The organism is Sandarakinorhabdus limnophila DSM 17366 (assembly GCF_000420765.1).
Taxonomy (GTDB): domain Bacteria; phylum Pseudomonadota; class Alphaproteobacteria; order Sphingomonadales; family Sphingomonadaceae; genus Sandarakinorhabdus; species Sandarakinorhabdus limnophila.
This window is the reverse complement of record NZ_ATVO01000005.1, coordinates 248,155-272,058: the sequence shown is the minus strand read 5'-3', so window position 1 is coordinate 272,058 and position 23,904 is coordinate 248,155. Positions and strand designations below refer to the sequence as shown.

The window sequence follows — 23,904 nt, the reverse complement described above, 5'->3', positions numbered from 1 at the left end:
GCTATGGCTGGCCACAGACGGAGTCTGAACCAGGGGAGCCTGAACCATGCGCATCGCCTTCCTGCTCTATGACCAACTCACCCAGCTCGACATGACCGGCCCGGCCCAGGTGCTGAGCCGCATGCCCGGTGCCAGCGTGGACTATGTCGCCAAGACCATGGACCCGGTGATGAGCGATTGCCGACTGGCGCTGATGCCAACGCTCACCCTGGCCGAGTCGGGCCAGTTTGATCTGCTCTGCGTGCCCGGTGGCTATGGCTGTTCGGCGGTGATGAATGACGAGGAGACTCTGGGCTGGCTGCGGCGCCAAGCGCCGGGGCTCAAATGGCTCACCAGCGTGTGCACCGGCTCCCTCATTCTTGCCGCCGCCGGCCTGCTGAAGGGTCGCCGCGCGGCCTGCCATTGGGCGTGGGGCGATTATCTGCCGCTGTTCGACGCCGAATGGGTGGCGCAACGCACCGTTTTCGATGGCAACGTCATCACCGCCGGCGGCGTCACTTGCGGCATCGATTTCGCCTTCCGGGTGCTGGATCATCTGCACGGGCCGGATGTGGCCGCCACCATCCGGCTGGCGCTGGAATATGATCCGGAAAGCCATGAGGGCGGCACGCCTGCTTCGGCGCGACCCGATATCGTCGCCAATGTGCGGGCCATCACCGCCCAGCGTCTGGGCCACCGCGATGCCGAAATGCGGGCTGCTGCCGCCCGCCTGACGGGAGAAAACCCATGAACCGCCTGATCCTGATTGCTTCTCTGCTTGCTGCTACTCCGTCGTTGGCCGTGCCGACGCCGGTGACGGTGCGGGTGTTGAGCCAGGGCGCCAAGTTCATTGGCACCGGCATGGGCGGCGTGGATGTCGTGCTGGCCGATGCCGCCAGCGGCGCCAAGCTGGCCGAGGGGCATATTGACGGCGGCACCGGCGATACCGCGAAGATCATGCCCGGCAGCCCGCGCGGCACCCCGATGGCGGATGACAAGTCGGCGCACTTCACCACCAGCATCGACATCAGCGAGCCCAGGGAAATCCGGGTGGTGATCACGGGTCCGATGAAGCCGGCCGGCGTGGTGGTGTCCAAGGCCGAAACCCGCTGGCTGATCCCTGGCCAGCCGGTGGTGGGCGATGGCTGGGTGGTGGAATTGCCCGGCCTGGCGCTCACGGCGCGGCGCGAGGGCGGCCAAGTGGTGGCCGATGTATCGATGCTGTGCGGCTGCCCGATCGCACCGCGCACGCTGTGGGATGAAAAGCGCTTCGAGGTGAAGGCCTGGGTGGGCGGCAACGCCGTGCCGATGAAGTGGGCCGGGCAGACCGGGCGTTTTGCCGGCGCCGTTCCGGCAGGCGCCGTTTGGGTGACGGCGGTCGACACATTTTCAGGCGCCACCAGCGCCGCGAAAATCACCCCAGCCGCAAAGCCCTGATCGCAACAGGGACGCCGGCCAGTGCAATGGCGGCATCGGCGAAGCGCAGCCGCAACACCTCACCGGCGAGCGCGGCACCATCTTCGAATGCACTGTTCCAGGCGATGAACGACCATAGCGTCAGCCCGCCAAACGCCAGGGCCAGTGCTGCCAGCGGCCGATCGCGCGTCGCCCACAAGCGCTGCGCCACCACCACGGCGGCCGGCGCGACAACGAACAATATCATGAATTCGCTGATCTCCACCGCCGGCAGCGGCTGCGGCGCCGGCAGATCGGCCGGCCAGTCGCGCATGCGCCAGCCCAGCCAGCCATAGAGGCCGGCGATGGCGATTGCCGCCAGCATCCACAGCCGCAGCAGCGCATCGGCGGGTGAAAGATTGGCAGGCGACATGGCGAGCCCATAGCGCGACGGCCTGCACGGCGCGAGGCTTGTGCGCTTCACCTGTGCTATGATGATGTGAACAAAGGGAGCCGGCTCATGGCCAATCCGCTTGCCCGCCTTGCTGTTCGTGCCGTTGCTGCTGCCGCCAGCCGCCAGATCGCCTCGCGCGTTTCGGGATCGCAGCTGGGGCCGATCGGCAATGTCGCCGCCGTTGCCCTGCCGTTCGTGCTGCGCCGTGTGTCGCCGCTCGGTCTTGCGGCAGCGGCGATCGGTGCCTGGGGCGTTGGCAAATTGGTGAAATCAGCACCGGCTGACGCGCCCATCGACCCGGCGTCGCCAAAGGCTTCTGATTGAACTCCCCGAGACTGCCGGCTATCCGGAGGGTCAAAGGGGAGATTATCATGGCTCGTTTCGTTTCGCTGATCGCGCTGGCCGCTGCGCTGGCGGTTCCCGCTTTCGCCCAAACCGCTGACAAACCAGTCGAAAAGGCCGCCGAAGCCGCCCCCGCTCCCAACCGCGTCGTCGCCAAGCGCAGCGGCATCTTTGGCGGGGTGAAGATGAATTATACCGCCGTGGTTGGCGAAACCTTCTTGAAGGACAAGGAGGGCAAGCCCACTGCCGCCATCTTCTCCACCACCTATCTGAAGGACAATCCGGAGCCGAACCGCCCGGTGTTCTTCCTGTTCAACGGCGGGCCTGGGTCTGGCAGCCTGTGGCTGCACATGGGTGCCTTTGGCCCGAAGCGGGTGAACATCCCCGATGCCAAGGACGACGGCGCGCCGCCCTATGACATCAGCGACAACCCCGAATCGCTGCTCGATGTCGCCGATCTGGTGTTTATCGATCCGGTCGGCACCGGCTGGAGCCATGCCCTGGGCAAGACCGATCCCAAAGACTTCTGGGGCGTTAACAGCGATGCCAAGTCCGTCGCGGAGTTCATCCGCCTGTGGCTGAACGAGCACAACCGCTGGAACGCACCCAAGTTCCTCGGCGGCGAATCCTATGGCACCACCCGCTCGGCCGCCGTGGCCTATGAGTTGAACCGGCAATATAATGATGTCGCGTTCAACGGCGTCATCCTCATCTCCGCCATCCTCGATTTCGGGCTGGAAGCCGAGGATGAGGGCAACGAGATGCAATATATGGGTCTGCTGCCCAGCTATGCGGCCGCCGCCTGGTATCACGACAAGATCCCGAACAAGCCCGCCAGTGTCGAAGCCTGGGCCGCCGAAGCCCGCGCCTTTGCCAGCGGCGCCTACATCACGGCGCTGATCAAGGGGAACAGTCTGCCCGCCGCCGAACGCTCCGCCATCCGCAAGGAACTGGCCCGCTTCACCGGCCTGTCGGAAACATATCTGGAACAAGCCAATCTGCGCGTCACGCCCGGCCGATTCTACAAGGAACTGCTGCGCGACCGTGGCCTCACCATCGGCCGCCTCGATGCCCGCTACACCGGCAAGGATTACGACAACGCCGGCGAAGGGCCCGATAACGACCCCAGCTTCTACGGGATCGATGCCTCCTATCCGGCGGCGGTGAACGCCTACCTGCGCGGCGATCTCGGCTACAAGACGGATCGCAGCTATGTTTCCATCGGCGGCGTCGGCCCGTGGGACTGGCGCGTAGGCAATGGCCGCGATGCCTATGTCAACGTCGCCCCTGGCCTCGCCCGCACCTTGCGCGAAAACAGCAAGACGAAGGTGTGGGTCGGCCAGGGCTGGTATGATTTCGCCACGCCGTTCCACTTCGCCGAATATTCGATGAACCGCCCCGGCTGGCCCGAAGGCCGCACCGAGTTCCACTATTACGACGCCGGCCACATGATGTACGTGCGCGGCCAAGATCGGCTGAAACTGTCCAATGATCTGAGGGACTTCATCCGACGCCAGAAGTGAGGCTAAGGCGGCCGTGGCCGCGCTGCCGGCCGCGAGGTCAAAGGCTGAAAGCAAGGAGGAGGCCTCCGGCGGGCAGGGGCTGAGCCCCTGCACCCACGTTCGTTTTCAGGCGCGCTGTTTGACGAGCGTGCGCCCCGTTTGAGGGGCGCGGATTGATCGTGATCGTCCATCGATATGGACGGCTGAAGCAAGGGCGAACCATCAATTCGATTGTGTCGGCCCAATGATCTTCATGATCTGATCGGCGATTTGCTCGGGCGTCAGGATGAAATCCACGCACCCGCTGGCAATGGCGCTGTCTGGCATGTCGGGCTGTCCCGCTGAGGCCGGCAATTGTGCGATCGTCGTGCCCCCGCACTTTCGGATTGCGCACAAGGCGTCCGCACCGTCGCCGTCGAAACCGGACACGATCACTGCAACCAGCTTGCCATGCCAGTGCTCGGTCAAAGACTGGAGGAAGACGGTGATGACATCGGGCCATCCTCTTGGCTTGGAAATGGGCATCAGGCGAAATTCGCCGTTCAGCACATGCAAATCCCGCTTGGATGGAATGATGAACACGTGGTTCGGCTTGATATCGAGGCCTTCGGTAGTCAATTCGACAGGCATATCGGTATAGTTCGGTAGAATTTCGTGCAGACGGGTCGATACCGTCCGCAGGTGGTTCACGATGACAATCGCCGTCCCGAGATCGGGCGGCAGATTCGCGAGCAAGCGTTCATAGGCGTCGAGCCCGCCCGCCGACCCGCCCACGCAGATAATTGGCACGTTCTGCGGAATCATTATGTGTGAGCCCTCCTCTGCATTGCCTTGATCTCGGATCAACCAGACTAGCGGCGGGCGCGTTGCCACCGCAGCCGTGGAGTCTACTCACGTCGAAGGGTCCATCGCATCGCAGCCGGATCATGTCCGGGCTGACGTGTGGAAGGTGAGGGGTGCTCGAGAGTAAACGGGTGCAGGGACGGGTCCCTGCCCGCCGGAGGCCCTCTTTCTTAGCCCGGATATCGCGTCGCCATCATCGCCCATGATCGCCGCGCCATTTCGGCGAGCACGTCCATATCGATATCGGCCAATTTCTTGATGTAGAGGCACGACACCCCGGTTGTCGCCTTGCCCAGCCCGGCCAGCAGGTCGGCTTGGCCGTCGAAGCCGTCCATCAGATAGACGACGTGCTGGGCCTTGCGCGGGGAGAAGCCGAGGCGGGGCCAGATGCCGGTGCGGCCGGAGGCATAGGTGTAATCATAGTGACCATAGCCGATGATGCTGCTGCCCCACAGCACGGGTGGGCAGCCGGCGAACGTTTCGAGCAGGGCGGCGATGGCCTGGGCTTCGTCGCGGCGGCGGGCGGGTTCAAGGGCGGCCAGGAAAGCCGAGACGCTGGTATCGGTGGGTAATGTCTTTGGTGTGTCGGCCACGGTAACGCCTCCGCTTGCGTTGCGGGAGCTTAGCAAATAGGCGCGCAACCACAACGTGAGGGAATGACGATGGCTGATTCGATCAACAAGGTGGTGCTGGCCTATTCGGGCGGGCTGGATACCAGCGTGATCCTGAAGTGGCTGCAGACGGAATATCAGTGCGAGGTCGTCACCTTCACCGCCGATCTGGGCCAAGGTGAAGAGCTGGAGCCGGCGCGGGCCAAGGCGCTGCTGCTCGGCATCAAGCCGGAGAATATCTTCATCGACGATCTGCGCGAAGAGTTCGTGAAGGATTATGTGTTCCCGATGATGCGCGCCAACGCGCTGTATGAAGGGCTGTATCTGCTCGGCACGTCGATCGCGCGGCCGCTGATTGCCAAGCGCCAAATCGAGATTGCCAAGATGACGGGTGCCGATGCCGTGTCCCACGGCGCGACGGGCAAGGGCAATGACCAGGTGCGGTTTGAGCTGGGCTATTATGCGCTGGCGCCCGATATCCGCATCATCGCGCCGTGGAGGGAATGGGATCTGACCAGCCGTGAAGCGCTGATCGCCTTTGCCGAACAGCACCAGATCCCGGTGGCGAAGGACAAGCGCGGCGAAAGCCCGTTTTCCACCGATGCGAACCTGTTGCACACAAGCAGCGAAGGCAAGGTGCTGGAAGATCCGTGGGAAGAGGTGCCGGACTATGTCTACAGCCGCACCGATCACCCGGAAGAGGCGCCGGACACGCCGGAATATATCACCATCGATTTCCAGTCCGGCGATGCGGTCGCGATCAATGGCGAGGGGCTGAGCCCGGCGACGCTGCTGGCCAAGCTCAATGAGCTGGGCAAGCGGCATGGCATTGGCCGGCTTGATCTACTGGAAAACCGCTTTGTCGGCATGAAATCGCGCGGGATGTATGAAACGCCAGGCGGCACCATCCTGCACATCGCGCATCGCGGCATCGAACAGATCACGCTCGATCGCGGCGCGGCGCATCTGAAGGATGAGTTGATGCCGAAATATGCCGAGCTGCTTTACAACGGCTTCTGGTTCAGCCCGGAGCGCGAGATGCTGCAGGCCGCCGTCGATCACAGCCAGGACAAGGTGACCGGCACGGTGCGGCTGAAGCTGTACAAGGGCAATGTGGGCGTGGTGGGGCGCAAATCGCCCTACAGCCTCTATTCGGCCGGCATCGTCACCTTCGAGGATGACCGCGGCGCCTATGACCAGCGCGATGCGGCCGGCTTCATCAAGCTGAATGCGCTGCGCCTGCGCCTGCTGGGACGGCGCGACGGGCGCTGAGCCCTGCGGTTTTGCTGTGGTGTGATTGACGCGTGCGCCCGCTGTGGCGATGCTTGTTATGCGCCTCAACGTCCGGTCGTGATCAACAGCCAATGCTGAACTGCCCAACCGGGCCAGGCTCATTGCCGGCTTCGGTCTCATCGGCGCGGCCGGCCACCGCCGTCGTTCCGAAATCGCCTGACGGCCGGGGTGCCGCCGCTCTCATCGCTTTCGTTCGGCTCGCTGGCGGGCATGCGCATGTGTCGGGAATCTTTACACACACGGGGACTGAGATGGGCAACGGCTTCTGGCAGGGTCAGAACCGAATATTGTTAACCAATTTCTAATTTTCACTTCAGAAGTTTTAAGGCATGATGAATCCGGCTCGTCAGACAGGGCCGATTCGAGGCGCGGGGCGGTCAGTATGGCTGTTTGTCAGGGGAAAACCTGACCGGACCGGGTGCTTGCCAGCGGCACGCGCCTTGTCGGCCTGCTTTACATCCGTTTTGGATGGACCATTCGTGCAATGGTCTCAACGCCCAGCAAAATAAACAGAAATTTCGAAATATCCATTTTGGCATGTTGTTTGCAGGGCAGGCGACGTATCACAGGGAGATTTCGATGCGTATCCTGACTGCTCTTGCTGCTGCCGCCGTGATGGCCATGCCGGCGTCTGCCGTGACCATCTTCAGCCAAAATTTTGATTCGGCGTCGCGGGCCAACAACACCACCAACGTGCCGGGCTTCACCGTCACTGGTGGTGTTGACATCATCAGCAACGGCACGGCGGGCGTGCTGTGTGCCGGTGCGGCCGGTCGCTGCCTCGATCTCGTCGGTTCGCCGAACGTCGGTTCGATCACGTCCACACCAATCAACTTCAACGCCGGTCGCCTGATCACCGTGTCGTTCCACCTCAGCGGCAACCCGCGCGCCGGCACCCCGGCCGATATCTTCAACTTCGCGCTGGGCTTCACCGATCCCGAAAACATCGCCAGCGTCTCCTCGTCGGGCTTCCAGACTGGCTATGGCACCACCGGCGTGGTAAGTGGTTTCGGTACCTACAGCGAGAGCATCAACCGCACCCGTCCGTTCCTGAGCTATGTGCTGTCGTTCGTGCCCACCAGCTCGGGCACGCTGAGCTTGGTGTTCAGCGCCACGGGTAACAACGATGCCCGCGGTCCGATCCTCGATAACATCCTGGTCGACAGCGCGGTTCCGGAACCGGCCAGCTGGCTGATGCTGATTGCCGGCTTCGGCATGGTCGGCATCGCTGCCCGCCGTCGTCGCAGCAGCGTTGCTGCCTGATCTGGCAAGGGTCGGTTCTTCCGGCCCTGGTCGAGAAGAACGGGCGCCGCTCCACCGGAGCGGCGCCCTTTGTCTGTCTGCTGCCTACCAGGGGATGCTGCTGCCCTTGTAGTCCACATAGACCTGACCGGGCGGGTGCGCCGCTGCGATCACATCGGCCAGGCCCCTCACGCTGGTGGCGACATCGATATCGGCATCGGCACCGCCCATGTCGGTCTTCACCCAGCCCGGGTGCAGGTTGAGCACGGCCACGGCGCGGTTGCCGACATCCTGCACGGCAAAGCCCCGGCTCAGGCTGTTGAGCGCCGCTTTCGAGGCGCTGTAGAGTTCGGCATAGCCGTGCGTGCGGCCGCCCACCGAACCCAGGATCGAGGTCATGAAGCCGATCGAGCCGTCTTCCTTGACCAGTGGCAGCAGGATGCGGCCGGCGCTGATCGGGGCGATGGCGTTGGTCCAGAACAACTGCGTCATGGCATCACGGCTCACGGTGCTGGCGGTATCGGCGCGGCCACCGGTGATGCCAGCGTTGATCAGCACATGATCGAAGGTCTTGCCGGCAAGGCTATCGGCCAGCGCCGTCACCGTCTCGCTGTCGTCGATATCTACAGTTGCCACATCCGCGCCGGTCGCGGCCAGGGCGGGCGATGAACTGCGCTGGGTGGCCACCACGTCCCAGCCGCGGCCGATCAGTTCGGCCGTGAGGCCAAGGCCGATGCCGCGCGAGGCACCGATGATGAGAGCTGAGGGCATGGTCGAGACTCCTGTGGTTGCAGGAGGCAGTCTGGCCCGCGCCGTTTAACCTGTCGAGCAATCCCGGCTGTTACAGCCCAAAGCTCTGCTTGATACCGTCGATCACGAACTGCGCCGCCAGCGCCGCCAGCACCACGCCCAGCAGACGGGTGAGCGCGCCTTCGAACTTGGCGCCCATCAGCTTCATCATCGGCCCTGCTGCAAGCAGGCAGAGCAGGGTGAGCAGCAGAACGGTGACCAGCGCGCCCAGCACCACGGCTTCCTTGGTGACATCGCCATCGGTGCGCGCCGACAGCAGCATCACCGAAGCGATCGATCCCGGCCCGGCCAGCATCGGAATGGCCATCGGGAAGACCGAGATATCTTCTTCCTCCAGCGGCTTGCCAGCGGCATCGGCGGCGGATTTCACACCTTCGGCGCGGGTTTCGCGGCGCTGAGTGCGCTTTTCAAACACCATGTCGATGGCAATCACGAACACCATCAGGCCGCCAGCGATCTTGAAGGCGGGCAGGGTGATGCCCAGCGCCGACAGAAACGCCTCGCCGCCCAACGCAAACGCGATCAGGACGCCTGCCGCAATCAGGCTGGACCGCACCGCCATGTCGCGGCGGTGCTTGGGGGTTGTGCCGGCGGTGAGGCTGGAGAAAATCGGCACGCAGCCCGGCGGATCAATCACCACGAACAGGGTGACAAACGCCGAGATGAACAGCTGAACCAGCGGGCCGTTGAGCGAAAGATCGGTCACGCGCCAGCCCGGGCGCGCGCGGCCTTCAATGTGTTGGCCAGCAGGCAGGCGATGGTCATCGGGCCAACGCCGCCGGGCACCGGGGTGATCCAGCCGGCGCGATCCATGGCGCCTTCGAAATCGACATCGCCCACCAGGCGCGTCTTGCCATCGGGCAAGGCGATGCGATTGATGCCGACATCGATCACGCAGGCGCCGGGCTTGATCCATTCACCTTTCACCATGCCGGGGATGCCGACAGCGGCCACGACGATATCGGCGCGCCCCACGTGGCCGGCCAGATCGCGGGTGCGGCTGTGGGCAACGGTAACGGTGGCGCTGGCGTTGGTGAGCAGCGCGGCCATCGGCTTGCCGACCAGGATCGAACGGCCGATCACCACGGCTTCCGCGCCGGCGATGTTGCCCCCCGAACTGCCTCCAAATGCTTCCTTGATCAGCAGCATGCAGCCCGATGGTGTGCACGGCACCAACCCGTCGCGGCCACTGACCAGCAGGCCGGTGCTGATCGGGTGCAGGCCATCGACATCCTTGGCCGGATCGATGGCGGCAATCACGCGATCACTGTCGATCTGTTTCGGCAACGGCATCTGGACAAGGATGCCATCCACTGCAGGATCGGCGTTCAAGGTGGCCACCAGGGCGAGCAGATCGGCCTCGCTTGTATCGGCCGGCAGGCGATACTCGCCCGAGATCATCCCGGCTTTGCGCGTGGCCTTGCCCTTGGAGCCGACATAGACCGCGCTGGCCGGATCATCGCCAACCAGCACGACGGTGAGCCCCGGTGCGCGGCCATGGGCGGCCACGAATGCGGCCACACCAGTCGCCACTTCGGCGCGCAGGGCGGCGGCGCGGGCCTTGCCGTCAATCAGCACAGCACTCACTGCAGCAGCCTTGTCGTATCCAGCACCAGCGCCGGCACCAGCATCTGCAGGCCGCGCAGCAGCAGCCACAGCACCAGCGGCGACAGATCGATGCCGCCGAAATCCGGCAGGATGCGGCGGATGGGGCGCACCATCGGGCCATAGATCTTGTCGAGCGCGTCCAGCACGCCGCTGACAAAACGGTTGCGGGTGTTGACCACGTTGAAGGCGACTAGCCAGCTGGAGATCGCCCAAACGATCAAGCCCCAGATCACCACTTCGGTGATCATGGTGAAGATATTCACGAAGGCGACAATCGTATTATCCATGGCGGTGGCCCTTACAGACCGTGGCTGCTTCCCGCAATGGAGAGTGGCAAAATCGCGCCCCCTCGGGCAGAAAATCCCTGGGGAGGACCGGCATGGACAGCAATTTCACGACCTTGGCGGCGTTGACCGGGCATCATGCTGCCAGCGCGCCGAACAAGCCGGCCATCCGCGTGGACGGCGCGGTGTGGAGCTATGGCGATTTGCATGAACGCGTGCTGCAAACGGTGGCGGCGCTGCGCAGCGCCGGGGTGGGCAGGGGTGATCGGGTTGGCTGGCTGGCGCTCAATCATCCCGATTATGTCACGCTGATGTGCGCCTGTTTCCGGCTGGGTGCGGTGCTGGTGGCGATCAATGCCCGGCTGGTGGCGCGCGAAATCGCCTATATCCTGTCGGATGCGGGCATCGGCATCATCGTTTCGGAAACTGGATTCCTGCCGCTGGTGGACGAAGCGCGAGCCACGACCGGTCTGAAGACCGTGATCCTGCTCGATGCGCCGTTCGAGCGCCGCCCGGCCTTTGCCGAGTGGATTGCGGGCCATGCCGCTGACGATGCCATGCCCGCCATCACCCGGGATGATGTCGCGCTGCAGCTTTACACCAGCGGCACCACCGGCTTTCCCAAGGGCGCGCTGCTCAGCCACCGTCAGCTGCTCGGCACCATCGAAAAGGGCCGGCTGACCGGGGAGGATTGGGGCCGCTGGGACGAACATGACGTGGCGCTGGTCGCCATGCCGCTGTTCCACATCGGTGGCAGCGGTTGGGCTCTGCACGCGCTGGAGGCCGGCGCCACGATGGTGATTCTGCCGCGCCCCGATGTGCCGGGCATGGTGAACGCCATCGCCAGGAAACGCATCACCCGCATGTTTGCCGTGCCGGCCGTGCTGCTGGCCATCTGCCAGTATCTGGAAGCCGTGCCGGCCGATCTCACCGCCATGACCGCGCTTTACTATGGCGCCTCGCCGATTCCGCTCGATGTGCTGCGCCGGTCGATGGCGGCGTTTCCCAATGCCGGCTTCATCCAGTGCTATGGCGCCACCGAAACCTGCGGCACGGTCGTCTATCTGCCGCCATATGATCATGATCCCGCCGGCAACGCCCGCATGCGCGGTTGCGGCAAGCCGTTTCCTGGCAACCAGGTGAAGATCATCGACGGCGATGGCCATGAACTGGCGTCGGGGCAGGTAGGCGAGATCTGCATCAAGTCGGTGAGCGTGATGAGCGGTTATCATGGCAAACCCGAAGCCACCGCCAAGGCCGTGGTGAACGGCTGGTATCTGACGGGAGACGCTGGCTACCTGGATGAAGATGGCTATCTTTATATCCACGACCGCGTGAAGGACATGATCGTTTCGGGCGCGGAGAATATCTATCCGGCCGAAGTGGAAAACGCCCTACACGAGCACCCGGCGGTGGCCGATTGTGCCGTGATCGGCGTGCCGGATGACAAGTGGGGCGAGGCAGTGAAGGCGATCGTGGTGAAGAAGCACGATGTGACGCCGGAGGAGCTGATCGCCTTCGCCCGGGAACGCATAGCCGGGTTCAAGGTCCCCAAATCGGTGGACTTCATTGCTGAACTGCCGCGCAATCCCAGCGGCAAGATCCTGAAGAAGGACCTGCGTGAGCCGTTCTGGGCCGGGCGGGAGCGAAAGGTGAACTGACGCAAAAAGGGGCAGCCTGACCGCGTGGCCGGGCTGCCCCCAATTTGTTCAGCAGTTGCCGTTATTTCGGCTGCTGCATGTCCTTGCCAACTTCTTCGATGGCCTCGCCAGTGTTCTGCTTGGCCTCGGCTGCAGAAGCAGCGGCCTTGTCGCCGGCCTTCTCCACGGCATCGCTGGCGTTTTCGCCGGCCTTGTCGATGGCAGCGCTGGCATTGTCACCGGCCTTTTCGATCGCGTCGCCGGCCTTTTCGGCATTGGCAGCGGTATCATCGGCGGCCGAATTGGCGGCTTCGTTGGTTTCTTCCTTGGTCGTCTGCGAACAGGCAGCCAAAGCAAGTGATGCAGCACCAAGAATCAAGATGCGGGTGAATGTTTTCATGAGCTTTTACTCCTTAGACCAAAGATTGGTCACGTCGGGTGTTGCCCAGTCAAAGCGTAACAACATGGTCGTTGTACCATGATTTTGATCTTATACCCCATCAATTCTCTAGGACTGGTCGCGTTCACTCAGGTGATGCGGCCGATCCAGCCAGGATTCCGCCATCAATGTGGAATTCGCTGCCGGTCACATAGGCGCTTTCATCGGCGGCAAGATAGGCGGTCATGGCGGCGACTTCATCGGCCGTGCCGAAGCGTTTCAGCGGCGTGTCGGCAACGAAGGCCTTGATCGCGGCTTCACGTTCCGCCGGCGTTGAACCCAGCATCGGTTCCCACATCGGCGTCATGATCGCGGCCGGGTGGATGGAATTGCAGCGGATAGCGAGGCCAGCCTGCGCGCGCCACAGGGCCACAGATTTGCTGTGGTTCCTGACCGCCGCCTTGGAACTGGCATAGGCTGCCGCCGCCGGGATGCCGACGATCCCGGAGCGTGACGAGATGTTGATGATGCTGCCCTTGCCCGCCGGCCGCATGGCCCTGATCGCCGCGCGGCAGCCAAGGAAGGTGCCATCAAGATTCACGGCGTGGACATGTCGCCAATCGGCCAGGCTGGCATGTTCGGGATCATGCGCGGCCGGCGCGCCTTCGAACCCGGTGATGCCGGCGTTGTTGACGAGGATATCGAGCGCGCCGACGTCAGCCATCACCAAATCCCACGTCGCTTCGTCGGTTACATCGAGCAAGGCAAAGTGCCCGCCGATGCTGTCCGCCACGGCCTTGGCAGCGGGATCGATATCGGTCACCCACACCAACGCCCCTTCCGCGGCAAAGCGGCAGGCGATGGCTTCGCCGATGCCGCGCGCGGCGCCGGTGACAAGAGCGGTCTTGCCTTCCAGTCTTCTCATTGCCCTGCTATCGCCCCCGAACAGAAAAACGACAAGATGGAAGAGGGCGACATGCAGACCGTTGGTGTGATTGGCGCAGGCCTGATGGGCAATGGCATCGCCCATGTGGCCGCGCAGGCCGGGTATGATGTCATCCTGTCGGACGTGGCGATGGAGCGCTGCGAGGCGGCCAAGGCGACGATTGCGAAGAACATGGCGCGGCAGGTGGGCAAGGGCGTGCTGACGCAGGAACACGCCGATGCGGCGTTGGCCCGCATCCGCCTCACCACCAGCAACGCGGACTTCGCTGCCGCCGATCTGGTGATCGAGGCGGCGACTGAGAATGAAGCCATCAAGGGTCAGATCTTCGCCGGGCTGAAGGATGTGCTGAAATCCGATGCGCTGCTGGCCAGCAACACCAGTTCCATCTCCATCACCCGGCTGGCCGCCGCCACCGGCCGCGCCGATCGGTTCTGCGGGCTGCACTTTTTCAACCCCGTGCCGCTTATGGCGCTGGTGGAGATCATCCCCGGCCTCGCCACCTCCTCCGAAACCACCGCAGCGATGCAGGGCTTTGCCGCCAGGCTGGGCAAGACCGCGATCCTGGCCGGTGATGCGCCGGCCTTCATCGTCAACCGCGTGCTGTGCCCGATGCTGAATGAAGCCATTTTTGCGCTGGGTGATGGCGTTGGCAGCGTGGTCGATATCGATACTGGCCTGAAGCTGGGCGCCAACCACCCGATGGGGCCGCTGACCCTGGCTGATTTCGTTGGGCTCGATACACTGCTCAGCATCATGAAGGTGATGCAGGACGGCACCGGTGATCCGAAATACCGCCCGGCACCGCTGCTGGTGAAATATGTCGAGGCCGGCTGGTATGGCCGCAAATCCGGCCGCGGCTTTTATGATTACACGGGCGCAGAGCCCGTGCCGACACGTTAGGATTGCCCGTGAAACTGACCTTCACCAAGGGCGCCGGCAAATATGACCGGCTCGACATCGTGGCCGCCGATGGCCCGCGCCCGCCGATCGACTGCCCGAAACAGGGCATCATCCCGCACGACATGGTGCATTGGGCGGTGGAATCGATCGCGGAAGCCGCCGGCTTCCTGCATCTGATTGCCGATGGCGGTGACGGCGGTTTCCGCACCGGCATCGAAGATCGGACGGCGCAAAGCGTGGAGCGGCTGGTCGAGATGTTCCAGGGCGAAGGCTGGAGCCAGACGGTGCTGCCCGATGACGAGTTCATCGCGCTCTATGCCACCACCTGCGATGAACGCGGCGACACACCGCTGCCGATCACCGGCGCACTGCTGACCGCCATCCGGGCCCGCATGGCCGAGGTGAGCGCGCAGTGGGCGGCCGTGCCGGTGGGCGGCAAGATGGTGCTGGAACTCCCCGGCCATCCCCAATAAGGCGAATTCCCATGAGCGCACACGCCCCCCACCCCGACATGCTGGCCAAGACGGAAACGCTGATCGAGGCGCTGCCCTATCTGCAGCGCTATGCCGGCAAGACCTTCGTGGTGAAATATGGCGGCCACGCGATGGGCGATGCCGAACGCGCGCAGGATTTTGCCGAGGATATCGTGCTGCTCAAAGCCGTTGGCATCAACCCGGTGGTGGTGCACGGCGGCGGGCCGCAGATCGGCAATCTGCTGAAGCGGCTGGGGATTGAGAGCCGCTTTGTCGATGGCCTGCGCGTGACGGATGCGGCCACGGCTGAAGTGGCGGAAATGGTGCTGGCCGGCAGCATCAACAAGGAAATCGTTGCGCACATCGCCCAGGCCGGTGGCCGCGCCGTGGGCATCAGCGGCAAGGACGCCGGTTTGGTGACCGCCATCAAAGTGGAGCGCACCACCAAGGATCCGGGCAGCGCCATCGAACAGGTGGTGGACTTGGGTTTCGTGGGAGAACCCGCCAGTGTTGACCGCAGCATCATCGACACGCTGACCAGCGCCGGCATCGTGCCGGTGATCGCGCCGGTGGCAGTGGGCAAGGATGGCCACACCTATAATATCAACGCCGATACCATGGCCGGCGCCATTGCCGGCGCACTGAATGCCGCCCGCCTGTTCCTGCTGACCGATGTGGCCGGCGTGCTCGACAAGCAGGGTGCGCTGATGACCGATCTGACACCGTCCGGCATCGCCGGCCTGATCGCCGATGGCACCATCACCGGCGGCATGATCCCCAAGCTGGAAACCTGTGTGGCGGCCGTTGATGCCGGCGTGGATGCCGCCGTGATCCTTGATGGCCGGGTGCCGCACGCGCTGCTGCTGGAGATTTTCACCCGCAAGGGCGCCGGCACACTTGTCAGGGCCGGCTGAACCGGCCGGTCCACGTCTCAACCACAGGAGGGTAGAATGAAGCCGATGCGTTTCCTGCTGGCCGTGCTGGCCCTCCCCACGGCGGCTCTGGCCCAACCGGCTCCACTGTTTGAAAAAGCGCTGCCCGATCTGCCGGGCAAGGAAGTGACCCTGGTGGAAGTGGTGCTGCCGCCCGGCGGTGCCAGCCCGGCGCACCGCCACAATGCCCATGTCGTCGTCTATGTCCTGGAAGGCCGCATCACCATGCAGGTGAAGGACAAACCGCCGCAGACACTGGGCGTGGGCCAGACCTTCTATGAACAGCCCGACGATATCCACACAGTTGGCCGCAATGCCAGCGCCACCGCGCCGGCACGTTTCCTCGCCTTCTTCATCAAGTCCAAGGGCGCGCCGCGCACCGTGCCGGTGCCATGAGGCGTGGCCGGACTCCGCTGCACGCGGGATTGTGGGCCCTTTGATCGGGTGCTAGCCTTCATGTGATCGGGCCGCATTCAGGCCCGGCTGGGGGCGGATATGCAGATGATTTCAGGCAAATCGGCTGGTGCCGTGCGGGCCGTGGGTTTGGCATTCGCGTTGTTGCTGTCGACAACCTCGCTGGCGCAGGAACGGCGTTTTTCGGCCGATGATCTGCCCAAGATCGTGCGCATCGGCGATCCGCAGCTGTCGCCGGATGGCCAGGCGGTGCTCAGCGTGCTTGCCCGCGCCAATCTGAAGGACAATCGCTGGGAAGGCGAACTCACCCTGATCGATGTGGCGACCAAGGCGCAGCATGTGCTCAGCCGCCGCATGGGCGTGGGCAGTGCGCGCTGGTCGCCCGATGGCCGCAGCATCGCGTTCCTGGCGCAGGACGCGGGCGGCCGCGCGCAGGTGCATGTGCTGTCGATGGATGGCGGCGATGCCCGCCAGCTGACCAATGGCAAGACGCCGGTGACGCAGTTTGCGTGGGCACCGAATGGGGCTACGCTGGCTTTTGCCGCCGCCGATGAAGAGCCGGAAAAGACCGGCGACGCCCGCTTTGAAGACGGGTTCGAAGTGGGAAATCACAGCTTCCTCGATCGCGCTGCGCGCAAGCCGATCCACATCTGGACGGTCGATGTGGTGACCAGCGCCACCAAGCGGCTCACCAGCGGTTCCCGTTCGTTGCCGCTGGGACTCCCGCCCACCGGTGCGCCCAGCCAGTTGAACTGGACCCCCGATGGCACCAGCCTGATCTTCGTGCAGGCATAAACGCCGGCCACCGGCGATGCCGATACCAGCCGGTTGATGCGGGTGGATGTGGCCACGGGCAGCGTGCAGCCGCTGCTGCCCACGCCCACCAGCGTGCGCGTGCCGGCGCTGTCCCCCGATGGCCGCAGCCTGGCTTTTGGCATGGCGCGCGATGGCGTGCCGGCGCATCAGGCCCGGGTGATGATCGCCCCGGCAGCAGGCGGCACACCGCGCGATGCCGCGCCCGATCTGGATGTGGCCGTGGAATTGGTGGGCTGGTTGCCCGACAGCCAGACCGTGGTGCTGAGCGGCACCGATGGCACCCGCAATGGCCTGTGGCTGGCGAAGGAAGGCAAGGCGACAAAGCTTGATCTGGGTGGGCTCAATCCGGCCAGTGCCGATATCGGCAGCACTGGCACCATCGCCTTCACGGCCTCCACCGCCACCCGCCCGGCCGAACTGTTCGTGCTGCCGGCGCCCGGACAGGCGCCGGCGCAACTGACCAGCCTGCAGACGGTGACCGACGGCGTGACGCTGGGCCGGCAGGAAACGCTGACCTGGAAAAGCGACGGCTACATCGCCGATGGCGTCATCACCTACCCGCCCGACTACAAGCCCGGTGAGAAGCGCCCGCTGGTGCTCTATATCCACGGCGGGCCGGTTTCGGCGTCGCTGCAGACCTTCACCACCTCGTCGCAGATATTGGCCGCGCAGGGCTGGATCGTTCTGGAGCCCAATTATCGCGGCAGCAACAACCGCGGCTACAAGTTTCAGCAATCGATCATCCGCGATGCCACCGCCGGGCCGGGCCGCGATATCATGGCCGGCGTGGCCGAATTGAAGCGGCGCGGGCTGATTGACGACAAGCGTATGGCGGTTTCCGGCTGGTCTTACGGCGGGATGATGACGAGCTGGCTGATCGGCGCCTACCCGCAAGCGTGGAAGGCGGCGGTGGCCGGCGCGCCGGTTACCGATGTTCTGGATCAATACACCACTGCCGACAGCAATCGCGGGCGGGCGGCGCAATATGGCCCGTCACCCTTCGTGGGCGACAATATGGCCAGCTATTCGCGCCAGTCGCCGATCTTCCAGGCGTGGAAGGCGCGCGCGCCGACGCTGATCATGTCCGATGTCGGCGATTGGCGGGTGACGATTCCGCAGGCCTACAAGCTCTATCGCGCGCTGTCCGATAACAAGGTCGAGGTGAAGTTCGTCGCCTATCCAGTGCCTGGCCACAGTCCCGCCGATCCGATCCGCGCCCGCGATGTGTGGCGGCGCTGGGTGGATTGGTTGAAGCCGCGATTGGACTCGGCGCCGTAATGGGCCGACCAGAAACGAAAGCGGGTGCAGGGGCTCAGCCCCTGCCCAGCCTTACTTCGGCGCGACCACGCTGGCGTCTTCACCGGCGATAACGGCTGCATCCTGCGCTGGCGTCGTCACCGTGCGGGTGGAGCGGATCATCGGCGCGTCGTGGCCGGTCCAATCGAGGAACTCGCCCTTTGAACGGCGATAATGATCCTTGGCGTTGTAGAGGGTGATGCCCTGCAGATCGAGATCGCGGGCTTCGGCATTGCCCATGGCGGCGAGCAGGGTGAAGCCGGCGACATAGGCGTTGCGGCGGGCCGTGGCCAACTGCACGCGGGTGTTGATCAGTTCCTGTTCGGCGTTCAGCACTTCGATTATGGTGCGGTTGCCCACGCCATTTTCAGCGCGCACGCCTTCGAGGCTGAGACTGTTCGCAGCGATCGCGGCTTCGGCAGACTTGATCACGTCAAGGCTGGCCTTCCAGCTGGCAAAGGCCGAGCGTACCTGTTGGACGACGCCGCGTTCGGTGCCGATCTGGTTTTCCATCGCGGCTGTCTTGCGGGCCTGGGACTGGCGGATCTGCGCCGAAGGCCGGCCGCCCTGATAGATCGGCAGTGCCATGCGGGCGCCGATCACGGCCGAAGTTTGGGACGAAGGCTGTGCAGGGAAGCCAGGCGGCACGATGGCGCCGCCGAAATTGTCATTGCGGCTGACCGTGCCGAAGCCGGACAGGGTGGGCAGCCGGCCGGCGCGGGCGGCCTTCACGTCAAAACCTGCGGCTTCGCTGTTTTTCGTTGCGGCGGCGATATCGGGATTTTCCTTGATGGCGATTTCCACGGCTTCACCAACATCGGCCGGCAGGCCGGGCAGGGGCGGCGGCTGCGACAGATCGGCCGGCACTTCGCCCACCTGCTGGATGTAGCGTTCCTTGGAGCCGATCAGATTGGCTTCAGCATTCCGCAGATCGGCGCGGGCCTGGGAGAGGCGTGCTTCGGATTGGGCGACATCGGTGCGGGTCAGATCGCCAACTTCGAACCGGTCCTGCGTGGCGCGCAGATTGACCTCGAGGTTCTTCACATTGTTGCGGTTGAGCTCAACGATCTGGGTGTCGCGCAGCACGTCGTTATAAGCGGCGACAACCTGGCTGAACACGCTGGCTTCGGTGGCGCGCAGCGTTTCCTCGCCGGCAGCGACACGCGCATCGGCGGCCTTGATGCCATTCTTCACCAGCCCGCCCTGATAGATGGGCACAGTCAACTGGCCTTGCGTCTGCATGGAGCGCGGGATGATGATGAACTGGCCGCCGGGGATCAGCACATTCTCGTTGAAGGTGGAATTGATGGTGGCTGCAGGCAGGCCGGCGGCGCGCTGGATCGGCACCGTCTCGTCCGTCGCCATCTGGTTGGCGCGGGCGGCGTTCAGTGTCGGGTTGGTCTGATAGGCCTTTGCCAGCGCGCCCTGCAGTGTTTCAGCGGCAGCCGGCGAACCCAAAGCAAGAACGGGGCCGAACAGCGACACGCCGAGCAGAGCGGCAGCAACAACGGAACGGGCGGGACGGCTTGCCCCCAGACCAAGCGTCTGCATTCACGGTTTTCCTTACATTCTGGCCTGTCGTGAAAAGGCCGGCCATCGCCCCTCTCAACGGTGCCATATAGAGACAAGACAGCCGCTGGCCAAGTGGCCCACCGCGCGAATTTGAGCAACGACCAAATTTGTCACGGTTTCACTGTTGGCACGGCCTTCAGATAGGCGGCAATGGCGGCTCTGTCGGAATCGGACAATTCAGCCATGTTGGCCTGAACCTCTACCATGGTGCCGCCCACGCTGTCATAATCGGGCGTGAAACCAGTTTTCAGATAGTCGGCGATTTCGGCGGCGCTCCACGCCAGCTTGCCCGGCGTGATGTTCGGGATGCGGCCTTTCCCCTCTGGATCAGCTGCGCCGGCCAACCAGCGGGCGCGATCGACGCCGCCAAGACCATCGCGCGGACTGTGGCACTCGCCGCAATGGCCCGGCCCTTCCACCAGATACTGGCCGGCCTTCACATCCGCCGGGGCATTTTCAGGCAAGGCCACGATGGGCGCTGGATTGAGGTAGAGCCGCTTCCACAAGCCGATCCCGCGCCTGATATTGAACGGGAAGGGGATATCGCCGGCGGCGGGCTTGCCGGCAACGGCAGGCAGGCGGGTGAGATAGGCAAACAGATCGGCGATGTCGCCGGGCGTCATCCGGGCATAGCTGGTGTAGGGAAAGGCCGGATAATAATGGCGGCCATCCGGGCTGATGCCGCGGCGCATGGCGTTGTCGAACTCGGCCAGGCTCCAGTTGCCGATGCCATCGGGGCCGGGCGAAATGTTGGGCGGCTGGAAGCTGCCGAACGGCGTCACCAGCGGCGCGCCGCCGCCCAGCCGCAGCCGGGCCTCGCCCTTGGCGCCCTTTGCGGCATGGCAGGACGCGCAGCCGCCAGCATGAAACAGACGCGCGCCTCGGGCGGGATCGCCCGGACGCTGCGCCCGCTCGGCCTGGTCAAGCGGCTGCGGCGCGGTGACGAACCAGCCGGCCAGCGCGCCCAGCAGCGTCAGCCCGGCCAGTCCTGCCAGCAGCCGTTTCATCTCAGCTCTTCTTGATGCGGAAGCCTTCGTGGCAGCTCTTGCAGTTGGCGGTGACCATGCCGAACGCCTTGCCGAAGCCAGCGGCGTCGGTGGGCTTCAGGGCCGCAGCGGCGACCGTGTCCTTCTCGAACTTTTCGGTGGCGATCTTCCAGTCCGCCGGCATCGACCAGATCGCAGACGAGGCTTCGGTTTCGCCGCCGGTCTTGGAAGTGGCCGGGAAATGCGCCGGGAAGGCCTTGGCGGCGGCGGCATAGTTGGCGAGGATCTTGTTGGCGGTGGCGGCATCAAACGGCGCGACGCCCTTCAGCATGTCGCCGCCCATCTTGGTGTCGCGGCCATTGCCCTTCATGATCGCCTTGCGATCTTCGATTGGCCCGGCGGAGGCGACGGTGGCCGGCAGGATCACAGCGGTTGCCAGTACGGCAGCAAGAACAGCACGCATCATATTGGACTCCCCATTTTCAGGCCACTACGGCTGACGTTCTTCATATCCCTTGCCGGCCGCCAACGCCAATGGCGCAATTGGCGCAGTGTATCAGGCTTTCAGATCGGGCGGCGTGGCGTCCGCCATGATCAGCGCCACGGCGTCGGCCAGCGGCATCACCTTCTGCTCGCCGCCCTTCAGGCTGCGCAGCGCCACCGTGCCTTCTTCGGCCTCGCGGCGGCCGACGACCAGCATGTAGGGCGCCTTCTGCAGGCTGTGTTCGCGCACCTTCAGGTTGATCTTTTCGTTGCGCAGATCGGTTTCCACCCGGATGCCGGCCTTGCGCAGCGTGTCGGCCACGGTGCCGGCATAATCATCCGCATCCGAAACGATGGTCGCCACCACGGCCTGGCAGGGCGCCAGCCAGGTCGGGAACCAGCCGGCGAAATGTTCGATCAGGATGCCGATGAAGCGTTCATAGCTGCCCAGGATCGCCCGGTGCAGCATCACCGGCCGGTGGCGATTGCCGTCTTCGCCCACGTAGGAGGCGTCGAGCCGTTCCGGCAGCACCGTATCGGTCTGGATGGTGCCAACCTGCCAGGTACGGCCGATGGCGTCGGTCAGGTGGAATTCCAGCTTGGGCGCATAGAAGGCGCCTTCGCCGGGCAGTTCTTCCCAGCCCCAATCGGCGTTGTCGCGCCCCGTGGCCTTCACGGCATCGCGCATCGACTGTTCGGACCAGTCCCACATCGCATCGCTGCCGAAGCGCTTTTCGGGGCGCAGCGCCAGCTTGATGGCATAGCTGAAGCCGCCGAGATCCTTGTAGACCACGTCGAGCAGATCGCAGAACGCCGCGATTTCGGCGACGATCTGATCCTGACGGCAGAAGATATGGCCGTCGTCCTGGGTGAACTGGCGCACGCGCATCAGGCCGTGCAGGGCGCCGTGCGGTTCGTTGCGGTGGCAGCAGCCCATTTCGGCCATGCGCAGCGGCAGATCGCGGTAGGATTTGATGCCCTGGCGGAAGATCAGCACGTGCGCCGGGCAGTTCATCGGCTTCAGGGCCATCCACTGCGCGTCGTTGCTCACCACCGGGCCTTCATCCTCGGTGTTGGGCACTTCGTCGGGGATGACGAACATGTTCTCGCGATACTTGCCCCAGTGGCCGGATTGTTCCCACTGGCGCGCGTCCATGATCTGCGGGGTCTTCACCTCCTGGTATCCGGCCGGGTCCAGCCGGCGGCGCATATAGGCTTCCAGCTCGCGGTAGATGATGAAGCCGCGCGGGTGCCAGAACACGCTGCCATGGGCTTCTTCCTGCAGGTGGAACAGGTCCATCTCGCGGCCCAGCTTGCGGTGGTCGCGCTTGGCGGCTTCCTCCAGTCGCAGCAGATGCGCATCGAGCTGCTTCTTGTTCAGCCAGGCGGTGCCATAGACGCGGCTGAGCATGGCGTTCTTCTGATCGCCGCGCCAATAGGCGCCGGAAACCCGCGTCAGCTTGAAGGCCTGGGGGTCGAGCTTGCCGGTCGAGGGCAGGTGCGGCCCGCGGCACATGTCGAGCCAGTCATCGCCGGACCAATAGACCGTCAGATCTTCGTCACCCGGCAGTTCGGCGGCCCATTCGGCCTTGAAATTCTCGCCCTGCTGCTTCCAGCGGCTGATCAGTTGCGCGCGGCTCCACACTTCGCGGCGCAGCGGCTTGTCGGCCTTGACGATGGTGCGCATCGCCTCCTCGATGGCCGGCAGGTCATCTTCGGTGAACGGGCCGCGGCCGGGAGCGGGGGCGAAATCATAATAGAAGCCATCGTCTGTCGATGGGCCAAAGGTGATCTGCGTGCCGGGGAACAAGCCCTGAACCGCTTCGGCCAGCACGTGCGCGAAATCGTGGCGCGCCAGTTCCAGCGCGTCGGCTTCGTCCTTCGCCGTCACCAGCGCCAGCGCGGCATCGCTCTCGATCGGGCGCGACAGATCGACCAGTTCGCCATTCAGCTTGGCTGCGAGCGCCGCCTTGGCCAGGCCCGGTCCGATGCTCGCCGCCACGTCCGCACCGGTAGTCCCGCGCGCGACTTCGCGCTGCGAACCATCAGGAAGCGTGAGGGTGATGAGGTCGGACATTGGTGGCCTTTGATTGCGAACAGCGCCGCCCAAGCAGCGGCCCGCCGCGCTTAGCCAAAAAAGCCGGCCCCCGCCACCCCCGCCCTCCGCTGCCCGCGCGTGCCAGACTTGCAGGGAGCGGTTGCTTGGCGACTTGCAGTCATGGCCGTGTCTTGGCAGGGTTGGTGCCAATGTCAGCCCCGCCCGCCCGCCGCAGTGCCAAGAGCCGGCCCCTTTCGGGCCTGTTGCTGTGCGATGGCCGTCGTGACGAGGTGGTGGTGACGGCGCATGAAACGCGGCTGGTGATCAATGTGGAGGCGAACATCAGCGCCATCCCCATCGCCCGCGTGCGCCGCGATGAGGGGCTGAACCTGCGCCGCACCGACAACAAGGATTGGCGCATTCGTTTCGATACGCTGCCGCCGGCCGAAAGCTGGGTGCATGATTTGCCGTTGTTGCCGCCGCCCAATCCCTTGCGCCGGCTGGTGGTGATCCTGCTGGCACTGCTGGCCCTGATTGGCACTGCGCTGTGGGCGGTGGGCGGCGACGGTGTCTCGCTGGCCCCACAGTCGCTGCCCGATCTTGCCAAGGTGCTGCCCCGGCCGGTGCCGCAATCCTGGTTGGTCTGAGGGGCGAACGGGCACGGTA

The 23,904-nt window shown here is 64.5% G+C and carries 27 protein-coding genes; 14 read left to right on the top strand and 13 right to left on the bottom strand.

Translation table 11 applies throughout. The features are described 5' to 3' along the window. Window positions 1–46: 46 nt before the first annotated feature. Together G566_RS0106805 and G566_RS0106800 are read left to right on the top strand one after the other, a co-directional pair. Complete coding sequence (locus G566_RS0106805; RefSeq protein WP_022679930.1) at window positions 47–730, top strand: DJ-1/PfpI family protein; 684 nt, start codon at window positions 47–49, stop codon at window positions 728–730. Continuing rightward, window positions 727–1,416 carry a hypothetical protein gene (locus tag G566_RS0106800; RefSeq protein ID WP_022679929.1) on the top strand — a complete coding sequence of 230 codons (690 nt, stop codon included), beginning with the start codon at window positions 727–729 and terminating at the stop codon, window positions 1,414–1,416. The genes G566_RS0106805 and G566_RS0106800 overlap by 4 nt, the downstream gene beginning before the upstream one ends. On the opposite strand, the gene G566_RS0106795 is transcribed toward G566_RS0106800, so the two are convergent. Beyond that, entirely contained in the window at window positions 1,394–1,858 is a 465-nt protein-coding gene (locus G566_RS0106795; protein WP_156874448.1) for a hypothetical protein, read from the bottom strand. The two genes, G566_RS0106800 and G566_RS0106795, sit on opposite strands and share 23 nt — an antisense overlap. Window positions 1,859–1,894: 36 nt before the next feature. Here G566_RS0106795 and G566_RS13795 point away from each other — a divergent pair, with 36 nt between their 5' ends. Both G566_RS13795 and G566_RS0106785 read left to right on the top strand, forming a co-directional pair. Beyond that, window positions 1,895–2,152, top strand: coding sequence for a hypothetical protein (locus tag G566_RS13795; protein ID WP_022679927.1), 258 nt, complete (start codon window positions 1,895–1,897; stop codon window positions 2,150–2,152). A 47-nt stretch (window positions 2,153–2,199) separates the two neighbouring features. Beyond that, complete coding sequence (locus tag G566_RS0106785) at window positions 2,200–3,693, top strand: S10 family peptidase (RefSeq protein ID WP_022679926.1); 1,494 nt, start codon at window positions 2,200–2,202, stop codon at window positions 3,691–3,693. A gap of 201 nt (window positions 3,694–3,894) precedes the next feature. Here the strand turns inward: G566_RS0106785 and G566_RS13790 are convergent, their stop codons facing one another. Both G566_RS13790 and G566_RS0106775 read right to left on the bottom strand, forming a co-directional pair. Continuing rightward, window positions 3,895–4,476 carry a chemotaxis protein CheB gene (locus G566_RS13790; RefSeq protein WP_022679925.1) on the bottom strand — a complete coding sequence of 194 codons (582 nt, stop codon included), beginning with the start codon at window positions 4,474–4,476 and terminating at the stop codon, window positions 3,895–3,897. A gap of 209 nt (window positions 4,477–4,685) precedes the next feature. Next, window positions 4,686–5,108, bottom strand: coding sequence for a DUF1801 domain-containing protein (locus G566_RS0106775; protein ID WP_022679924.1), 423 nt, complete (start codon window positions 5,106–5,108; stop codon window positions 4,686–4,688). A 69-nt stretch (window positions 5,109–5,177) separates the two neighbouring features. Here G566_RS0106775 and G566_RS0106770 point away from each other — a divergent pair, with 69 nt between their 5' ends. Then, on the top strand, window positions 5,178–6,398 hold the full coding sequence (locus G566_RS0106770; RefSeq protein ID WP_029131359.1) for an argininosuccinate synthase: 1,221 nt from the start codon (window positions 5,178–5,180) through the stop codon (window positions 6,396–6,398). Window positions 6,399–6,998: 600 nt separating this feature from the next. Then, on the top strand, window positions 6,999–7,682 hold the full coding sequence (locus tag G566_RS14755; protein ID WP_022679922.1) for a PEPxxWA-CTERM sorting domain-containing protein: 684 nt from the start codon (window positions 6,999–7,001) through the stop codon (window positions 7,680–7,682). An 84-nt stretch (window positions 7,683–7,766) separates the two neighbouring features. Here the strand turns inward: G566_RS14755 and G566_RS0106755 are convergent, their stop codons facing one another. The 4 genes from G566_RS0106755 to G566_RS0106740 form a co-directional block, all read right to left on the bottom strand. Next, window positions 7,767–8,432 (bottom strand): SDR family NAD(P)-dependent oxidoreductase, encoded by a 666-nt coding sequence (locus tag G566_RS0106755; RefSeq protein WP_022679921.1) that lies wholly within the window; start codon window positions 8,430–8,432, stop codon window positions 7,767–7,769. Between the two features lie 70 nt (window positions 8,433–8,502). After that, window positions 8,503–9,150, bottom strand: a complete 648-nt coding sequence (locus tag G566_RS0106750) for a MarC family protein (RefSeq protein ID WP_029131358.1) — start codon at window positions 9,148–9,150, stop codon at window positions 8,503–8,505. A 23-nt stretch (window positions 9,151–9,173) separates the two neighbouring features. Next, complete coding sequence (gene folD, locus G566_RS0106745) at window positions 9,174–10,058, bottom strand: bifunctional methylenetetrahydrofolate dehydrogenase/methenyltetrahydrofolate cyclohydrolase FolD (RefSeq protein WP_022679919.1); 885 nt, start codon at window positions 10,056–10,058, stop codon at window positions 9,174–9,176. Then, on the bottom strand, window positions 10,055–10,366 hold the full coding sequence (locus tag G566_RS0106740; protein WP_022679918.1) for a YggT family protein: 312 nt from the start codon (window positions 10,364–10,366) through the stop codon (window positions 10,055–10,057). The genes folD and G566_RS0106740 overlap by 4 nt, the downstream gene beginning before the upstream one ends. Before the next feature lie 92 nt (window positions 10,367–10,458). Here G566_RS0106740 and G566_RS0106735 point away from each other — a divergent pair, with 92 nt between their 5' ends. After that, complete coding sequence (locus tag G566_RS0106735; RefSeq protein WP_022679917.1) at window positions 10,459–12,024, top strand: long-chain-fatty-acid--CoA ligase; 1,566 nt, start codon at window positions 10,459–10,461, stop codon at window positions 12,022–12,024. Window positions 12,025–12,085: 61 nt separating this feature from the next. Here G566_RS0106735 and G566_RS13780 read toward each other — a convergent pair whose 3' ends face one another. Together G566_RS13780 and G566_RS0106725 are read right to left on the bottom strand one after the other, a co-directional pair. Next, a complete protein-coding gene (locus G566_RS13780; RefSeq protein ID WP_022679916.1) occupies window positions 12,086–12,403 on the bottom strand; it encodes a hypothetical protein in 318 nt (105 codons plus the stop codon). Between the two features lie 124 nt (window positions 12,404–12,527). Further along, window positions 12,528–13,307, bottom strand: coding sequence for an SDR family oxidoreductase (locus G566_RS0106725; protein ID WP_022679915.1), 780 nt, complete (start codon window positions 13,305–13,307; stop codon window positions 12,528–12,530). Between the two features lie 51 nt (window positions 13,308–13,358). On the opposite strand from G566_RS0106725, the gene G566_RS0106720 reads away from it, so the two are divergent. The 6 genes from G566_RS0106720 to G566_RS0106695 all read left to right on the top strand — a co-directional run bounded on the left by G566_RS0106720 (window position 13,359) and on the right by G566_RS0106695 (window position 18,141). Beyond that, window positions 13,359–14,228, top strand: coding sequence for a 3-hydroxybutyryl-CoA dehydrogenase (locus tag G566_RS0106720; RefSeq protein WP_029131356.1), 870 nt, complete (start codon window positions 13,359–13,361; stop codon window positions 14,226–14,228). A gap of 8 nt (window positions 14,229–14,236) precedes the next feature. Further along, window positions 14,237–14,701 (top strand): hypothetical protein, encoded by a 465-nt coding sequence (locus G566_RS0106715; RefSeq protein WP_022679913.1) that lies wholly within the window; start codon window positions 14,237–14,239, stop codon window positions 14,699–14,701. 11 nt (window positions 14,702–14,712) lie between these two features. Then, window positions 14,713–15,615 (top strand): acetylglutamate kinase, encoded by a 903-nt coding sequence (gene argB / locus G566_RS0106710; RefSeq protein WP_022679912.1) that lies wholly within the window; start codon window positions 14,713–14,715, stop codon window positions 15,613–15,615. A 36-nt stretch (window positions 15,616–15,651) separates the two neighbouring features. Then, on the top strand, window positions 15,652–16,029 hold the full coding sequence (locus tag G566_RS0106705) for a cupin domain-containing protein (RefSeq protein WP_022679911.1): 378 nt from the start codon (window positions 15,652–15,654) through the stop codon (window positions 16,027–16,029). Between the two features lie 99 nt (window positions 16,030–16,128). Then, the gene (locus tag G566_RS0106700; RefSeq protein ID WP_022679910.1) at window positions 16,129–16,842 is read left to right on the top strand and encodes a TolB family protein; all 714 of its coding nucleotides are present in this window, start codon (window positions 16,129–16,131) and stop codon (window positions 16,840–16,842) included. A gap of 48 nt (window positions 16,843–16,890) precedes the next feature. Next, window positions 16,891–18,141 (top strand): S9 family peptidase, encoded by a 1,251-nt coding sequence (locus G566_RS0106695; protein ID WP_169522776.1) that lies wholly within the window; start codon window positions 16,891–16,893, stop codon window positions 18,139–18,141. Between the two features lie 51 nt (window positions 18,142–18,192). On the opposite strand, the gene G566_RS0106690 is transcribed toward G566_RS0106695, so the two are convergent. The 4 genes from G566_RS0106690 to thrS form a co-directional block, all read right to left on the bottom strand. Continuing rightward, a complete protein-coding gene (locus tag G566_RS0106690; RefSeq protein ID WP_022679908.1) occupies window positions 18,193–19,710 on the bottom strand; it encodes a TolC family outer membrane protein in 1,518 nt (505 codons plus the stop codon). Between the two features lie 131 nt (window positions 19,711–19,841). Continuing rightward, a complete protein-coding gene (locus tag G566_RS0106685) occupies window positions 19,842–20,738 on the bottom strand; it encodes a cytochrome c (RefSeq protein WP_022679907.1) in 897 nt (298 codons plus the stop codon). A gap of 1 nt (window position 20,739) precedes the next feature. Then, window positions 20,740–21,183: a c-type cytochrome gene (locus tag G566_RS0106680; protein WP_022679906.1), complete on the bottom strand. Its 444-nt coding sequence runs from the start codon at window positions 21,181–21,183 to the stop codon at window positions 20,740–20,742. A 90-nt stretch (window positions 21,184–21,273) separates the two neighbouring features. Next, on the bottom strand, window positions 21,274–23,277 hold the full coding sequence (gene thrS / locus G566_RS0106675; protein WP_022679905.1) for a threonine--tRNA ligase: 2,004 nt from the start codon (window positions 23,275–23,277) through the stop codon (window positions 21,274–21,276). A gap of 170 nt (window positions 23,278–23,447) precedes the next feature. Here thrS and G566_RS0106670 point away from each other — a divergent pair, with 170 nt between their 5' ends. Then, a complete protein-coding gene (locus G566_RS0106670) occupies window positions 23,448–23,885 on the top strand; it encodes a hypothetical protein (RefSeq protein WP_022679904.1) in 438 nt (145 codons plus the stop codon). Window positions 23,886–23,904: the final 19 nt, after the last annotated feature.

What these genes read in the sequence shown, in the direction of transcription:
- G566_RS13790 (WP_022679925.1), bottom strand. Translation starts at nt 4,476, where the DNA reads ATGATTCCGCAGAACGTGCCAATTATCTGCGTGGGCGGGTCGGCGGGC.
- G566_RS0106735 (WP_022679917.1), top strand. Translation starts at nt 10,459, where the DNA reads ATGGACAGCAATTTCACGACCTTGGCGGCGTTGACCGGGCATCATGCT.
- G566_RS0106805 (WP_022679930.1), top strand. Translation starts at nt 47, where the DNA reads ATGCGCATCGCCTTCCTGCTCTATGACCAACTCACCCAGCTCGACATG.
- G566_RS0106680 (WP_022679906.1), bottom strand. Translation starts at nt 21,183, where the DNA reads ATGATGCGTGCTGTTCTTGCTGCCGTACTGGCAACCGCTGTGATCCTG.
- G566_RS0106785 (WP_022679926.1), top strand. Translation starts at nt 2,200, where the DNA reads ATGGCTCGTTTCGTTTCGCTGATCGCGCTGGCCGCTGCGCTGGCGGTT.
- G566_RS0106705 (WP_022679911.1), top strand. Translation starts at nt 15,652, where the DNA reads ATGAAGCCGATGCGTTTCCTGCTGGCCGTGCTGGCCCTCCCCACGGCG.
- G566_RS0106755 (WP_022679921.1), bottom strand. Translation starts at nt 8,432, where the DNA reads ATGCCCTCAGCTCTCATCATCGGTGCCTCGCGCGGCATCGGCCTTGGC.
- thrS (WP_022679905.1), bottom strand. Translation starts at nt 23,277, where the DNA reads ATGTCCGACCTCATCACCCTCACGCTTCCTGATGGTTCGCAGCGCGAA.
- G566_RS0106740 (WP_022679918.1), bottom strand. Translation starts at nt 10,366, where the DNA reads ATGGATAATACGATTGTCGCCTTCGTGAATATCTTCACCATGATCACC.
- G566_RS0106770 (WP_029131359.1), top strand. Translation starts at nt 5,178, where the DNA reads ATGGCTGATTCGATCAACAAGGTGGTGCTGGCCTATTCGGGCGGGCTG.
- G566_RS0106800 (WP_022679929.1), top strand. Translation starts at nt 727, where the DNA reads ATGAACCGCCTGATCCTGATTGCTTCTCTGCTTGCTGCTACTCCGTCG.
- G566_RS13795 (WP_022679927.1), top strand. Translation starts at nt 1,895, where the DNA reads ATGGCCAATCCGCTTGCCCGCCTTGCTGTTCGTGCCGTTGCTGCTGCC.
- G566_RS13780 (WP_022679916.1), bottom strand. Translation starts at nt 12,403, where the DNA reads ATGAAAACATTCACCCGCATCTTGATTCTTGGTGCTGCATCACTTGCT.
- G566_RS14755 (WP_022679922.1), top strand. Translation starts at nt 6,999, where the DNA reads ATGCGTATCCTGACTGCTCTTGCTGCTGCCGCCGTGATGGCCATGCCG.
- argB (WP_022679912.1), top strand. Translation starts at nt 14,713, where the DNA reads ATGAGCGCACACGCCCCCCACCCCGACATGCTGGCCAAGACGGAAACG.
- G566_RS0106690 (WP_022679908.1), bottom strand. Translation starts at nt 19,710, where the DNA reads ATGCAGACGCTTGGTCTGGGGGCAAGCCGTCCCGCCCGTTCCGTTGTT.
- G566_RS0106670 (WP_022679904.1), top strand. Translation starts at nt 23,448, where the DNA reads ATGTCAGCCCCGCCCGCCCGCCGCAGTGCCAAGAGCCGGCCCCTTTCG.
- G566_RS0106700 (WP_022679910.1), top strand. Translation starts at nt 16,129, where the DNA reads ATGCAGATGATTTCAGGCAAATCGGCTGGTGCCGTGCGGGCCGTGGGT.
- G566_RS0106720 (WP_029131356.1), top strand. Translation starts at nt 13,359, where the DNA reads ATGCAGACCGTTGGTGTGATTGGCGCAGGCCTGATGGGCAATGGCATC.
- G566_RS0106725 (WP_022679915.1), bottom strand. Translation starts at nt 13,307, where the DNA reads ATGAGAAGACTGGAAGGCAAGACCGCTCTTGTCACCGGCGCCGCGCGC.
- G566_RS0106685 (WP_022679907.1), bottom strand. Translation starts at nt 20,738, where the DNA reads ATGAAACGGCTGCTGGCAGGACTGGCCGGGCTGACGCTGCTGGGCGCG.